General features: G+C 38.9%; 13 protein-coding genes and 1 pseudogene. 6 read left to right on the forward strand and 8 right to left on the reverse strand.

Features of this window, described 5'->3' with window-relative positions:
* Positions 1 to 16: 16 nt before the first annotated feature.
* The 3 genes from CEF16_RS20095 to CEF16_RS23945 form a co-directional block, all read right to left on the reverse strand.
* The gene (locus CEF16_RS20095; protein ID WP_245917936.1) at positions 17 to 946 is read right to left on the reverse strand and encodes a prenyltransferase; all 930 of its coding nucleotides are present in this window, start codon (positions 944 to 946) and stop codon (positions 17 to 19) included.
* Positions 947 to 1,777: 831 nt separating this feature from the next.
* Entirely contained in the window at positions 1,778 to 3,160 is a 1,383-nt protein-coding gene (gene gdhA, locus CEF16_RS20100; protein ID WP_091585725.1) for an NADP-specific glutamate dehydrogenase, read from the reverse strand.
* A gap of 164 nt (positions 3,161 to 3,324) precedes the next feature.
* On the reverse strand, positions 3,325 to 3,492 hold the full coding sequence (locus CEF16_RS23945) for a hypothetical protein (protein ID WP_170032192.1): 168 nt from the start codon (positions 3,490 to 3,492) through the stop codon (positions 3,325 to 3,327).
* A gap of 204 nt (positions 3,493 to 3,696) precedes the next feature.
* Between CEF16_RS23945 and gltC the strand changes: the two genes are divergently transcribed.
* Positions 3,697 to 4,596 carry a glutamate biosynthesis transcriptional regulator GltC gene (gene gltC / locus CEF16_RS20105; protein WP_091585727.1) on the forward strand — a complete coding sequence of 300 codons (900 nt, stop codon included), beginning with the start codon at positions 3,697 to 3,699 and terminating at the stop codon, positions 4,594 to 4,596.
* Between the two features lie 70 nt (positions 4,597 to 4,666).
* On the opposite strand, the gene CEF16_RS20110 is transcribed toward gltC, so the two are convergent.
* Together CEF16_RS20110 and CEF16_RS20115 are read right to left on the reverse strand one after the other, a co-directional pair.
* The gene (locus tag CEF16_RS20110) at positions 4,667 to 5,359 is read right to left on the reverse strand and encodes a DUF421 domain-containing protein (protein WP_091585729.1); all 693 of its coding nucleotides are present in this window, start codon (positions 5,357 to 5,359) and stop codon (positions 4,667 to 4,669) included.
* A 208-nt stretch (positions 5,360 to 5,567) separates the two neighbouring features.
* On the reverse strand, positions 5,568 to 8,621 hold the full coding sequence (locus CEF16_RS20115) for an efflux RND transporter permease subunit (RefSeq protein ID WP_091585731.1): 3,054 nt from the start codon (positions 8,619 to 8,621) through the stop codon (positions 5,568 to 5,570).
* Between the two features lie 448 nt (positions 8,622 to 9,069).
* On the opposite strand from CEF16_RS20115, the gene CEF16_RS20120 reads away from it, so the two are divergent.
* The 3 genes from CEF16_RS20120 (at position 9,070) to CEF16_RS20130 (ending at position 11,911) form a co-directional block, all read left to right on the forward strand.
* Positions 9,070 to 10,284, forward strand: coding sequence for an acyl-CoA dehydrogenase family protein (locus CEF16_RS20120; protein ID WP_091585733.1), 1,215 nt, complete (start codon positions 9,070 to 9,072; stop codon positions 10,282 to 10,284).
* Between the two features lie 16 nt (positions 10,285 to 10,300).
* Positions 10,301 to 11,485 carry a CaiB/BaiF CoA transferase family protein gene (locus tag CEF16_RS20125; RefSeq protein WP_175488358.1) on the forward strand — a complete coding sequence of 395 codons (1,185 nt, stop codon included), beginning with the start codon at positions 10,301 to 10,303 and terminating at the stop codon, positions 11,483 to 11,485.
* Between the two features lie 84 nt (positions 11,486 to 11,569).
* Positions 11,570 to 11,911, forward strand: a complete 342-nt coding sequence (locus tag CEF16_RS20130) for a DUF3870 domain-containing protein (RefSeq protein ID WP_091585737.1) — start codon at positions 11,570 to 11,572, stop codon at positions 11,909 to 11,911.
* 163 nt (positions 11,912 to 12,074) lie between these two features.
* Here CEF16_RS20130 and CEF16_RS24585 read toward each other — a convergent pair.
* Positions 12,075 to 12,232, reverse strand: a pseudogene (locus CEF16_RS24585) (S8 family serine peptidase); the annotation flags it as partial.
* Between the two features lie 209 nt (positions 12,233 to 12,441).
* Between CEF16_RS24585 and CEF16_RS20135 the strand changes: the two are divergent.
* Both CEF16_RS20135 and CEF16_RS23950 read left to right on the forward strand, forming a co-directional pair.
* Positions 12,442 to 12,699 (forward strand): methyl-accepting chemotaxis protein, encoded by a 258-nt coding sequence (locus tag CEF16_RS20135; protein WP_281259199.1) that lies wholly within the window; start codon positions 12,442 to 12,444, stop codon positions 12,697 to 12,699.
* Between the two features lie 16 nt (positions 12,700 to 12,715).
* Complete coding sequence (locus CEF16_RS23950; RefSeq protein WP_175488359.1) at positions 12,716 to 12,856, forward strand: hypothetical protein; 141 nt, start codon at positions 12,716 to 12,718, stop codon at positions 12,854 to 12,856.
* Between the two features lie 53 nt (positions 12,857 to 12,909).
* Here CEF16_RS23950 and CEF16_RS20145 read toward each other — a convergent pair whose 3' ends face one another.
* Together CEF16_RS20145 and madM are read right to left on the reverse strand one after the other, a co-directional pair.
* The gene (locus tag CEF16_RS20145; RefSeq protein ID WP_091585741.1) at positions 12,910 to 13,563 is read right to left on the reverse strand and encodes a type 1 glutamine amidotransferase domain-containing protein; all 654 of its coding nucleotides are present in this window, start codon (positions 13,561 to 13,563) and stop codon (positions 12,910 to 12,912) included.
* A 192-nt stretch (positions 13,564 to 13,755) separates the two neighbouring features.
* Positions 13,756 to 14,520: a malonate transporter subunit MadM gene (madM, locus tag CEF16_RS20150; RefSeq protein WP_091585743.1), complete on the reverse strand. Its 765-nt coding sequence runs from the start codon at positions 14,518 to 14,520 to the stop codon at positions 13,756 to 13,758.
* Between the last annotated feature and the right edge of the window lie 12 nt (positions 14,521 to 14,532).

Below are 14,532 nucleotides of genomic sequence, written 5' to 3' on the forward strand. Positions count from 1 at the left end.
AACTGCCTTTCATTATTCATATAAATAATCCGAGCCAAACAGCAGCGGTCATTGCTAATAACAGTAATATTTTTTCATATGCTGAGACTTGCATGAAGTCATTTATATCCATTTTTACAATGATAAAAGCAGAGACACATACGATCAGAAGCAGTCCAAGTGCAGCAGGAAGTCGGTCAAATCCAAGCCAAAACACGCATATAGCAGCCAAAAAATAGTACATTAAAGCTGGAATACGAATGAAGGAGGAACCGAATTTTTGTTCACTCCAAACCACACTCGTTTGTTTCATTGGTGTTGCGTTTTTATCCGCATTTATATCTGGAATGTGATGCACCATAACCCAGGCAATACATATGAGGGCGTTGATGACGGCATTTTGGAATGCCCATTCTGGAGTATTGTCTAATGTTAACCATGCACCGGCTAGTCCAAGGAATAAAACAGACGGAAAGGTGCACAGACATTCTCCAGTAAAAGGACGGTAGCTTAACCGTAAGGGCGGTAAGGAATAAGTGATTGCTCCCCATAATCCAACCGCTAACAAAACAGCCAGCCGATAAAAATCAAAAATGATAAAAATAAGTAAAACAAAAACGAGTGTAATCACCAGCCATATTCCAAACGTGCGCATTTTTTCTATAGTAATAAATCCTTTTTGAATGACACGGCTGCCACCTGATAATATCGCGGGGCTATGTATATCCGTTCCCGATAAATGATCAACATAATCATTAAGAATATGTGTCAGTACGCCGTGTATCAAAAAGGCACTGAACAAGAGAAGACAAAAGAGAGGAAGCAGCTCTTCTGCGGAAATAGGATAATATAAAAATAAAGGAAGCATAGAAGAAATAATAGCAGCCACACTTGAAGAAATAACCGCTATCGAACGCAGCAGCAGCCATCCACCTTTAAGAGGGGAATTTTTTCCGATACTATCCACTTCCTATCTTCAAATAAACATATATTCTCACAAAAACGCGGTTTATTTATTGTCTCATGAAACCTTTTGATGGCACAGCCTTTTTATAAATTTTATAAATGAGAAAGGGGCTGTCCCAAAAGGTTTTTTCCAGCCGAAATACACTTCGCTTTCACCCTCAGGACACAAGTGCGACCTCTACTCAAACTCTCTTTGATCGTTCTCGTAGTGTCTTCTTTGCCGTAGGCAACACTTCAGCTTCCTCGTGAGCAAAGACCGCTCACTGCGGAATTTTCAGCTGCCCGTTTGACGAACCCGACGTTCTAATGTCGGCGTTGGTCACAGGACGGACTTCCGCAGGATGTGGTGGCTTCTACGTTGCACACAGGACGTGTGCGGTTTTAGTAGTTCCTTATTTCTTCGTAGAAGATCCTTTTTCTGAGCCGACGACCGCTGGAGTCAACGTGTATTTCAGCTGGAGTTAATTAGGAAATTTAGCCGACCCAACTTATGGGACAACCCCCTTATGCAATATATTTGATCTTTTAACATATTTAAACTGGCCTAAAGTATTCAGTAAAACTTTGCTTGCCGCCAAGTCCAAAATGGGGGGGATCGTAGTTTTGCTTATACTTTGATCCTTTAACAAAGTTAAACATTCCTAAAGCATAAAAAAAGAGTGTCTTTAGATTTATCCCTAAAGACACTCCATATTTTTAACTGCTAGGAAAGTATAAGTTTTTTTAGAAAACAGGTGTAAATGCCGCCGTTGCCACAGGACGTGACGTTTTTAGGCGGTTTCGACAAGTTGAGTTTTTCTAATAGGTTTACTATTCCGGTTACATTTCCTTATTATATAACTCCTTGCTCAAGCATGGCATCGGCTACTTTTAAAAAGCCTGCAATATTAGCTCCCACCACAAGATTGTCAGGATGGCCGTAATTTTCTGCAGCTTCTACGCTGTTTCGATAAATAGTGGTCATAATTTCTTTTAACTTAGAATCTACTTCTTCAAATGACCAGGAAAGTCTCATGCTGTTTTGCGCCATTTCTAAAGCTGAAACAGCTACACCACCAGCATTTACAGCTTTTGCCGGTCCAAAGAGTACACCATTATTTTGGAAGACTTCAATAGCTTGTAAGGTTGATGGCATATTTGCTCCTTCTCCTACAGCTTTGACACTGTTCGCCACTAATACTTTCGCTGCTTCGACATCAATCTCGTTTTGAGTGGCACATGGAAGAGCAATATCACAAGGGGTAAGCCAAATATCAGAGCAACCTTCATGGTATTGTGCGTCAGGGTGTTCATCGACATATGCTGATATTCTTTTTCTTTCGACTTCTTTTAACCGCCGAACAGTTTCGACATTGATACCGTTTTTATCATAAATATACCCGTTAGAATCACTGCACGCTACTAGAGTAGCTCCCAATTGTGCTGCTTTTTCCATAGCATAGATAGAAACATTCCCCGAACCTGAAACAACGACAGTACTGCCGTTAAAACTAAGTCCTTTATCTTTTAACATTTCTTCAACAAAATAAACAGTTCCATATCCAGTTGCTTCAGTTCGGGTTAAACTTCCGCCATATCCAATTCCTTTCCCTGTTAAAATTCCGGCTTCATAACCTTTTTGAATTTTTTTATATTGTCCGAACATGTATCCAATTTCTCTGGCACCAACTCCAATGTCACCAGCTGGCACATCTATATCTGAACCGATATGTTTAGACAGTTCTGTCATAAAGCTTTGCGTAAACCTCATCACTTCACCATCTGATTTTCCTTTCGGATCAAAGTCTGCACCGCCTTTTCCTCCGCCGATAGGAAGTCCGGTAAGTGAATTTTTGAATATTTGTTCAAACCCTAAAAACTTAACAATACTGGCATTAACGGAAGGGTGAAATCTTAGGCCGCCTTTGTAGGGGCCAATCGCGCTATTAAATTGTACGCGAAAACCGCGGTTAACCCTCACTTTCCCTTCATCATCTACCCAAGGAACACTAAAGGAAATAACTCTCTCTGGTTCTGAAATTCGTTCAAGGATGCCATTTTCCATGTATTTAGGATGTTTCGCAAATGCTGGAACCAAAGATTCAAATATTTCTTTAACCGCCTGGTGAAACTCGTATTCATTGGGGTTTCGTTGTTTAATTGTTTCAAACACTTGACTTATGTAAGTTTCAGCTGATTGTGTATCTGGAGTAGTTTGATTAACAACTGTTGGCATTCTCCCATCCCTCCGCATTTTTTCAACGATTGATTCTTTATATAAAAAAAATTTTGTTATGGAGTATTTTATAATTATTAGCTGAAAAGAAACAATATAAATTATAGATAGGTTTCATGCGGTTATGAGATGAATGAATCGAAGAAACGGCTGAAAGGGGAGAATTATTTATTCATTTTTAAGGTTGAATAGGTAGAGGAAAAGGATCTGGACTTGTACTTTTTATTCACTTCCTTCATTCTTTTCTTTCTGTCTATCTCAGACATATCAGGTTTTACATAATCTTCACGGAGTACTCTTTTTTGCCAAGTGTTCCAGTTTTGTTCAGTCATTTACGCTCACCTTTTTAACTATTATTAATTTTCGTACTTTTGATTAGAAAATTTGATATAATAACGAATCGATTGTCTGTTAAGAAAATATGTTTGTTAAACGGTTGATTTACGTGTATTTTATTATGTAGCCATTCATCTAATCAATATGAATAACAGATAACAATGATATCGTATTGAGATGATTAAAGGAGAGAAGAACTTGTGGAATTAAGACAATTAAAGTATTTTATGGAAGTTGCCAAACGTGAGCATATGACAGAGGCAGCTGAAAATCTGCATGTTGCACAATCCGCCGTAAGCCGTCAAATATACAATCTCGAATCAGAACTGGGGGTAGACCTGTTTGTGAGGCAAGGACGAAGAGTCCGTTTAACACCAATAGGGAGAATGTTTTTAGAGAGCTCCACTCAAGCTATGATTATGCTTGAAAATGCCAAGCGCGAAGTAAAGGAACATTTAGATCCGGCAAGAGGTACCATCAGGATTACGTATCCAATCAGTATGGCTGCTTATACGCTCCCAACAGTTATTTCTTCTTTTCGCGAACAATATCCAGATGCTAGATTTCAGCTGAAACAAAATATATATTATGATGTCATAGAAGAAGTGGTGAATGGCGAATACAACATGGGATTGCTTGCTCCAGTGCCCAATAACAATAAAAAGGTAGAAGGTCACACATTATTTACAGAAAATGTGATTGCGCTTTTACCAAAAAATCATGATCTGGCTGACAAAGACAATTTGCAGTTGACACAATTAAAAGAAGAGCCATTTATATTGCTTCCTGAAGGGATGTATTTTCGTGAGATGGTTATAGAAGCCTGCTTAGAACAGGGGTTTCATCCAGAAGTAGCTTTTGAAGGTGATGATGTGGATGCTTTAAAAGGGTTGGTTTCAGCGGGACTGGGCATTGCTTTAATTCCTGAAATAACTTTGGTTGATACTACGCCGCGTTTTACGGTAAAAAAACCTATTATAAATCCAGGTGTCACCCGAAGCGTTGGTGTTATTGTTCCTAAAGAACGACAGCTTCTTCCTACGGAACGCTTATTTTTTGATTTTCTTAAGGAGTTTTTTTCCAGAATGGAAGAATATTAGAAACAATTCTTCAAAGGATATATATACATATATACTTTTCTGAAATAACTTTATGTGATAAGGAAATGGATTATTTTACTGAATGCTGTTCATAAGGGATAACAAATAAACCATCATTTTCTAACCATTCCGCAAAAAGAACCGTTTCTATATTAGCTGCTCCTTGCTGTTCTAGTTGGTTTTTCAGCCATTCTTTATCTTTTTTAATTTCTTGTAAGTTAGCATGAAGTAATTCTCCGTCTCTTATCAAAGTCACTGGCAAATAAACGGAATGCGGGGGGAGATTTAAATCATGCAACGTCGTTTTTTGATATGGGGACTTTTTTAATATACTTATGGCACCGTTTGGTTCAATAAATGCATAGGCTACTTCTCGAATAGAAAATACTTCACTTTGTCGAAGCAAACTTTGTAATTGATTGATGTTCATACGATTATTCTTTAACTGATCATAGTCAATTTTCCCGTTTCGAATAACCATAGAAGGTTTCCCATCAAACATGTGACGAAACGGCAAAAATTTCTGTGATAAGTATTCTACTACAAATAATAATCCTCCCCATAAAACCATTGTATATATAACATGTAAAATGGGGGTGTTTTTTTGGTAAACAGCATTGCCTAATAACTCACTCAAAACAATAGCTGCAATAAAAGTAAACGGTGTAATTTGATTTATTAATTTTTTTCCAACAATTTTTATTAAAAGAAAAAGAACGAAGAATCCAGTGATAAGCTTTAATGTGATGGGTAAAAGCTCTATAGAAAATCCCTCCCAATTTACGTTTTTTAAAAGTATTTTCCATATTCATAATTTCCAATTTTATACTGACAAATACATCGAATGAAAAGGTAACCAGTCTATCATTAAAGCAAGACGAATTCAGCTACACATATTTAATTATAAAGAAAAAGGCAGAAAGCCCCTTCCGATAGCTGCTATTCTATCGTGAAAGAGGCTTTTACTTTAGTTAAACAGCTGATTCATTTTCTTCTGCTGCTTCTGTTTGCTTTTTCTTTCTACTCCATTTTCCAAAACCAGTACCAGCAGCGGTAAACAGCCGATAAACAGCAGGAATAAGCAGTAAAGTGATAAGTGAAGCAAAAAGCAGGCCGGAAATAATGACAGTTGCCATTGGGGCTTGATAGTTACCGGCTGTACCTGAAGCCAGTGCGAGCGGAAGCATACCGCCAGCAGTAGTTAAGGTAGTCATTAAAATAGGTCGGATCCGGTTTCTGCCAGCTTCAATAAGTGCTTCTCTCACACTATATTCCTGCCGGCGAAGCTGATTGGTTCTATCAATAAGCAAAATAGCGTTGTTTAATACAATTCCGATAAGCATGATGACACCCATACCAGACATTATGCTAAGTTCGCGCTGCGTGATTAACAATCCTAATACAGCCCCAACGAAAGTCATTGGAATGACTGACATAACAATAATAGGATGGATAAGGTGGTTAAATTGAACAGCCATTACTAAATATACTAAAAAGATGGCAATTCCAAGCACAAACAGCATTTCCTGTATAAGTTCCTGCTGCTGCTCAAGATCTCCGGCAGCGGAAATACTATAACCAGCTGGTGTGTCAAAGTCATTAATTATTTGTTGTACATCTCTATTAATCGTTCCAAGGTCAGTTTCTTCTATATCAGCCGTCACCGATAAAGAGCGTTCCCCGTTGACATGGGAAATCTCATTCGGTCTCTCGATACGTGTTAACTGCACAAAACGAGATAAACTTTCCTCTCCTTCACCGGTTGAAACGTCTAAATCAAGCAGACCAGAAGCTGAATTGATTTGTTCGTCCCATTGGGCGGTTAAAGGGATATTTTCTTTATCAATAGTCATTTCACCAAGCGGCATCATGAAGAACGCCTGCTCCATAAACTGTCTAATTTGAGTTTGGGATAGACCAGCTTCTTCTATTTCTTCCTCATTTAATTCAATCATTAGCTCTGGTGAAGTTCGTTCCATTGAATTCGTTACACCGACCACACCATCGGTTTCTTCTAACTCTTTTATGAAATCATCCGCTATTGTTTGCAATTTCTCAAAATCTTCTCCCTTAATGTTCACCTGTACGGGTGCCCCTGCCTCACCGGACATAACATCTTGCACATTTTCTATAGGATGGGAGTCTTCGAGTTCGCGTAAGGAGCGTAAGATTTCCTCATTTACTTCCTTTTGATCTCTAGTAATTTCATCATCTTTGGTCATATTAATTATCGTATAAAAGACACTGCCGTTATCGAGAACATAACTCGATTCGACGTCTTCGATAGAACTAAGGGTGTCATTTAGACTAGAAACAATCTCTTTTTTATTATCTGGTGTAACCCCTGTTTCTAAGTCCACCATCAGTTCTGCATAACGGTTAAACATATCCGGCATTATGGTCATAGGAATTTTTTGCACAAACATAAGCGACCCGGCAAACATGAAGACAAATACTCCAATAACTGCTGCACTGTACCGTTTTTTCTTCACGATTCGTGAAATCAAATCACTGTACCCATTTAATAAAATTCCGTCTTGTTTCTTCCTTTTTCTTTTTTGAAGTTTAAGGAATTTTTCAGAAAGCGAAGGAATTAAAGTAAAAGATACGAGAACCGAACTAATAAGAGTTATAGCTACAACAGCGGAGAGCATGATCATAAACTGTCCCATCTCACCGCCAATTAGGCCTATTGGAAGGAAAACAACAATGGTTGTTAACATCGAAGCGATAACGGCAGTCGCAACTTCTTTTGTTCCTTCTATAACAGCCTCAAGCGGCGGCAGCCCCAGCTCTTTCTTTCGGTAAATCGATTCTAAAATAACAATCGACGAGTCGACCATCATTCCTATGCCCAGACCAAGACCAATTAACGTTAATATGTTAATACTGTAGTCAAACATCCACATTGCAGCAAAGGTAAGCAAAATAGAGGTTGGAATCGAGATACCAACGATAAAGGTAGCCCGGACGTTACGTAAAAACAGGAAAAGCATAACTATAGCAATGATACCGCCAAGAAGAACATTATTTGTGACACCATCAATGGAATTTTGCACATAATCTGCCTGTGCCACTACCTCATGTATGTCAAAATCATTAACGAGTCCTTCCTCTCTAATGTTTTGAATTTCTTCTCTTACAGCATCTGCCATATCTATTTGAGTAACATCAGAGGCACGCCCTACTTGCGCGAACACAAAGTCTTTTGATCCATTTTTCCAGACAAAAGAAGAGTTATCCATCTGATCTAGCGATATTTCTGCAATTTCCTTTAATTCAATGAATTCGTCTTGCACAGGAATTTTAATATTTTCCACATCTTCAATAGATTCTAATGTTGTATTCCAGCGTAGGGAAGGAGAGTCGTTATCTTCATTTAGCTGGCCTAATGCAGCAGCATGGTTTGTTTGTTGAATAGCGTCTGTCACCTGTAACACATCAAGTCCCATGTTTTTGATTTCTTCTTGATTGAATTCTATATTCATTTGTTGTTCAGTTGTCCCGCCAAGATCCACTTCTCGTACTTCGGGCAGTTCTTCTAGTCTTGGCTTAAGCACATCTTTTACAAAATTAGTCATTTCATCCATATCACCGCCAGAGACATCCATGTAAAACTCGTAATCTTGAGTTGTACCGTATTGTAAAGCTTCTGTGTTATTGATATCTTGGTTTTTAGAAGCTGAAGCATTTACAATGGATTCTACTTCCTGGAAACTGTCATCGCCGCTGCCTTCTTCAAAGGTTATTTGAAAGGTAGTTCGGCCAATTGTTGTGGTGGAATGAATGTCTTCTAGGCCATCTATTCCTTGTAATTTTTGTTCTAATGGCGAAGTAATGGTTCGTTCCATTTCAATCGCAGGCAAATCTTCAGCACGGATTTCTACATAAGCACCATCCATTTTGATATCTGGCAGCAATTCTTTGTTTAGTTCAAAAACAGCGTAACTTCCAATCATTACTGCTAAAACAGCCATTAATCCAATTAAAATTTTACGTTTTACAATAAATCTCAACCATCGCATAAAAACTCCCCCTTTTTTCTACTCCGATCACATTTCTTATCATATCTCTTTATGAAAAATTTGGTATTAAGCTGTAGATGTATTTTGTCTCAGTCTTAAGACCTACATAAGAAATTTTTTACAATTTATTTTTTTACAATTAAAAAATAAACTTCGTCATGTATAAACGGTTACTTCCAGGCACTGGTATAATTTTCAGAAAAGTGGGTAAAAAGTGTTGACAAAAATGTAAGCGTTTTATAACATGAATAGTAACAATAGAAAATGAATATTGATGGATTGTTAGAATACGACTCCATTCCATACCAGAATGGAATCTCGGATCTAAAAGCCAGTCCACCTTCCTTTTAATGCAAATAATTGTATTAATGTTTAGGGAGAGGACTGGCTTTTTGTGTGTTTTTAAAGGAAATGCATTAGTTAGACGAAAATAGGGAGGAAGGTAATAATGGATTTTCAATTTTCGGAAGAACAAAAAATGGTGCGGAATATGCTTAGAAATTTTGTGGATAAAGAAATTATTCCAAATATGAAGGAATGGGATGAAAAGGGACATTTTGAACCATCCATTTTTAAGCGTTTAGCAGAACTTGGCATGATGGGCACTTGTATACCTGAGAAGTACGGAGGCAGTGGAATGGATTATAATACGCTTGCAATTGCTTGTGAGGAATTAGAACGAGGGGACACAGCTTATCGTACAGCAATTTCGGTCCATACTGGATTGAACAGCATGACCTTGCTGCAGTGGGGAAATGAAGAACAAAAACAGCGAATTCTCACTCCACAGGCAAAAGGAGAAAAAGTAGGAGCGTTTGGGTTAACAGAACCAAACGCAGGGTCCGATGTAGCCGCAATGAATTCAACTGCTGAAAAAAAAGGAGACTATTATATTCTAAATGGTTCCAAAACATGGATTTCTTTATGCGATCATGCGGATCATTTTTTAGTATTTGCTTATACAGATAAAAAGAAAAAACATAGGGGCATATCAGCATTTGTGGTGGAACGTGATAGAGAAGGTTTTTCTTCTAAAGCAATTAAAGGGAAATTAGGTATTCGCGGGGGCAATACAGGTGAAATATTCTTTGATAATGTGAAAATACCTAAGGAGAACTTAATTGGGGAAGAAGGAGAAGGTTTTAAAATTGCCATGTCAGCGCTTGACAATGGAAGATTTACCGTGGCTGCAGGCGCTTGCGGTTTGATTATGGCTTGTCTTGAAGCTAGTGTGAAATATTGTCATGAGCGTAAAACGTTTGGAAAAGAAATCGGAAAGCATCAGCTCGTTCAACAAATGATCGCAAAAATGGAAGCTGGACTTCAAATGAGCCGTCTGCTTGTTTATAAGGCTGGAGAATTAAAAAATGCCGGCAAACGAAATACCCGCGAAACGTCGTTAGCAAAGTGGCAGGCGTGTGATTTTGCTAATGAAGCTGCTAATGATGCAGTACAAATTCATGGAGCTTATGGATATTCCAATGAGTATCCTGTGGAACGTTATCTTCGAAATTCAAAAGCACCGGTTATCTATGAAGGAACCCGCGAGATTCATACAGTGATGCAAGCTCGTTATGTATTAGAATATAACGAAGATAAGCCATTAAGAAAAATGCTTCCGCCCTGGCCTTTTGAAGAAGAAAAAACAGAAATAAAATCTTAAGATGGGGGAGTTTCATTTGAATCAACCGCTGGCAGGAATAAAAATCTTAGACTTATCCCGTGTATTAGCTGGACCACTGGGATCGATGCAGTTAGCTGATCTCGGAGCAGAAGTTATTCGGATCGAAGCCCCTGAAGGAAAAGACGATATAAGGCATTGGTGGCCGTTTGTGAATGAAGAGAGCACTTACTATTTATGTGCGAATCGTAATAAAAAGTCAGTAACAATTAATTTGAAAAAAGAAGAAGGAAAAGCACTATTTAAAAAAATGGCGGCTGAAGCTGATGTTATTATCGAAAATTTCAAAACTGGGACGCTTGAGCGCTTAGGACTTGATTATAATACATTGAAAAGCCTAAAGGAAGACATTATTCTTTGTTCGGTAACTGGGTATGGTCAAACAGGACCATATAAAGATCTGCCCGGCTATGATCCGGTTATTCAAGCTGTAGGAGGCCTGATGGATATTACCGGCCATCCTGATTCCGAGGAAACGAGGGTAGGTACTCCGGTCGTTGATATCATGACCTCTCATTATGTGGCCATAAGTATTCTTGCAGCGTTAAGAAAACGGGATGTGAGCGGGGAAGGGGAGCGTATTGATTTATCTTTATTAGATATACAAGTAGCTTCTCTTGGAAATATTGCAAGCAGTTATTTGTTAACGGGACACATTTCTAAAAGAATGGGAAATGCTCACGGAAACATTACACCATATGAGACTTTTCAATGTGCTGATAAACCAATTATGGTGGCGGCAGGAAATGATCGTATGTTTTATAAACTAGCTGAAATAATGGAACGGGGAGAATGGAAAGAGGATGCACGGTTTAAAACGAATGCGGACCGGATTAAAAATCGAGAACAATTAAGAAATCTGCTTGAAGCAGAGTTTTTAAAAAAAGACGCAGATCAATGGGAAGAACTTTTATCTTCTGCTATGATTCCGTGTGGTCCGGTTAATAATGTCGAGCAGGTTTTTAATCACCCGCAGATAAAAGCACGGGAAATGGTGCAAAAAAGGAGACACCCTACTCTTGGGGAAATAAAAACGGTTCGAAATCCTATTAAATTTACAAACACAAAGGTAGAAGAAAAATCCCATCCTCCTATACTAGGAGAGCATACTGTTGACATATTAATGGATTATGGGCTGTCTGAAAACGAAATAAAGGAGCTAAAGGAAAATGGAGTGATTTAACTGATAAAAGCCGACGAGTCCTATCCATGAAACAGCGAACCATTGTATAATAATAGAGGAAGCTGGAATGATGGGAGGACTACAATGGCTATTTCTCATACTTGTTTTATTGCTGGGCATGCCAGACTTCCGCAAGGGATGGCAGCTCAAAGCATTTTTAACTCGCTTACGATAACTGCAGAAGTGGACCGTAAATATGGAGTAATAATCGAAGCATCCTGTACACTAGCAACTGATCATGGCCGTCAGTACATTCATGAAATATTAAAAGGAATCAGCATTAAAGATGGTGTGGAAGAAGCGGAAAAATTAATCGAAACACATTATAGAGGAAAAGCCACAAATGCATTAGTAGCTGCCCTAAAAGACTTATACAGGCAATACGTAACAGCGGTCGATGAAGAAAAATCAAATAAAACCATGTAAAAAAACCCCTTTAGCAAACAGGCTAAGGGGTTTTCACCATTGATTGGAACAGGTTCTGTCGATCGTCCATGTGGATAACCGTGCGGATGTTGGTGAATAAAATTTGGGGATTCGCTCTGTTATATATATAGGTAGTCTATCTACTGGTGAAGTGTTTTATCCAAGCTATTGTTCCGGCAACATGGGTACATGGCCGTTTCCATCTGTTTGTGGATCAGGCTCACTCTCAACGAAGCTAGTATCTCCAGCTACTTGTAAATCTTCGTGTTTTCCGTCTATTCCACTATCGAGCACAGCGACTTTTACATTGCTGCCCTTATTCCACCATTTCCATACACTTTAGAAACGCCAAGTCTATCTAATCCCCATGTTATCTCTTGCCTCAACGCTTCCATTTCTTCATTTTCTTCAATGAATTGAACCTTAGTGTTATTTTCAAAGGCATTTGCAGCTTGTTTACTTGTGTACGATTTCTCCGTTTGCTTGCTTCACTTCTTGAAATTCTTTTTCTCCAATAGCTGTGTTCCAATTTGATTACAGATATTGCAGAGCAAACTAACTTACTTGCATTAAATGCGGCGATTGAAGCTGCCAGGGCTGATAAGAGCGGAAAAGGCTTTACCGTGGTTGCTGAAAAAGTCAGGAAACTGTCAGATGAATCGAAGACTTCCGCTGATTTGATTACCGAAGTTCAAACCTCGCCTTCTGAGGCTGTTCAATCAATGAATGACGGAACTAGTGAGATGCAAGTTGGGATAAATGATTCAAGCAGCGGGAAGTGTCTTTGAAGGAAGCATTACAGCAGTGGATAATACAGCAGAAAAAATTAAAAGTGTTTCCTCTGCTTCCAAACAGCTTTCAACCGGTACAGCTAAAATTCAATCATCTATTGACCATTTAGCTGAAGCCTCAAAGACCTCCACAGATTATTCTCAACATTTATAAAAATAGCAGGCTGCCTATGAAGGAACCTGCTATTTTTATATTTAATTTTATATTTAATTTAACGCATCCACCACTTTTTCTGCAGTACTTCTGCTTGATTGTGGATTTTGACCGGTAACAAGGTTTCCATCTGCAACGGAAAAATCGGACCATTTGTCTCCGCGCTCAAAATTTGCCCCTTTTTCACGCAGCTCGGTTTCAAGCATAAATGGCATATGCATATCTAGCTGCATTTCCTTTTCTTCTTCATCTGTAAAGGCAGATATCGTCTTTCCTTTCACAAGCGGTGTGCCGTCAGCATACGTTGCGTTGACAAGCCCCGCCGGTCCATGACAAACAGCACTGATGACTTTGTTATTTTCTGCAAAATGCTTTAATACGGTTTGCAGTGTTTGGTTATCTGGAAAATCGAACATCGTTCCATGTCCGCCAGGGAGGAAAATGGCATCAAAATCTTCTGTGTCATTTTCGCTCAACACGGCTGTATTTTTTAGTTCTTCTTCTGCTGTTTTCCATTCAGGGCGTTCTTCAATGCTGTTTGGGTCAAGCGGAACTTCCCCGCCTTCAATGCTTGTGACCTTTACGTCATAGCCATTGTCTTTAAAAACATTATACGGAACAGCAAATTCTTCAAGCCAAAGCCCCGTTTTGTGGTCATCTGTAATTGTTGTATGATTTGTTACAACCATGAGAATGTGTTTTGACAAAATAAAAACCTCCCCTTCATTTTCTACAAAACTCATCTTAATATGATGCACTACCGACTGTAAAAAATTCTGCTTATAGACGTTACGTTATCATTGCAAAAAGAATGAATGTCGAAAATGACTGTATGAATAAAAAAAGCGGAAACATTGAAGGTTAACGTTCCCGCAGAATTAGCTGATCCATTTATGTTTTTATCCAGCGATTGCCCGGACGGCAAAATATAAAATAGAAGGACACAATAAACAACCAAGTCCGGTGTAAAATGTGGCTGTCATTGCTCCGTATGGCACTAACTTGGGGTCTGTCGCCGCAAGCCCTCCGGCTACACCGCTTGTTGTTCCCATCAGACCACCGTAAACTAGAGCAGAACGCGGGTTATCAAGGCCGATATATTTTGCAACGAATGGGGTGCCGATCATCACTAGGATTGATTTAACTAGTCCTGCAGCAATACTTAAAGCAATAACCTCTGAACTAGCACCGACTGCCCCTCCGACTACAGGTCCTACAATATAAGTCGCTGCTCCCCCTCCAATCGTGGTAAGACTTGCTGCATCAGTATAACCAAACGAAAAAGCGACGATGACACCAATGATGAAAGAAACAAAAATGCCCATAAATAGGGAAAGAATACCGGTAAAACCTGCTTTCTTTATTTCTTCAATGCTTGCCCCAAAGGCAGTGGCGACAATGGCAAGGTCGCGAAGCATGGCGCCGCCCATTAAACCTATTCCTGAAAACATTTGAAGATCAGCTATCCCATTTTCTCCTCCTGTACTGACTCCGCCAATATAAGCCAGCACAAGCCCAAGAATGATCGCTATAGCTGAACCGTGCAATCGTCCTTTGGTAAATTTATCTGACAGAAAATACGAAAAGTACATCGTTATCCCAACAACAGCAAAGGCAGTGACTAAACTATTATCCTCAAACATAGCGAAAATGGTATCTTGCATAACGTTTTCCTC

It is taken from the genome of Alteribacillus bidgolensis (assembly GCF_002886255.1).
GTDB classification, from domain to species: Bacteria; Bacillota; Bacilli; order Bacillales; family Marinococcaceae; genus Alteribacillus; species Alteribacillus bidgolensis.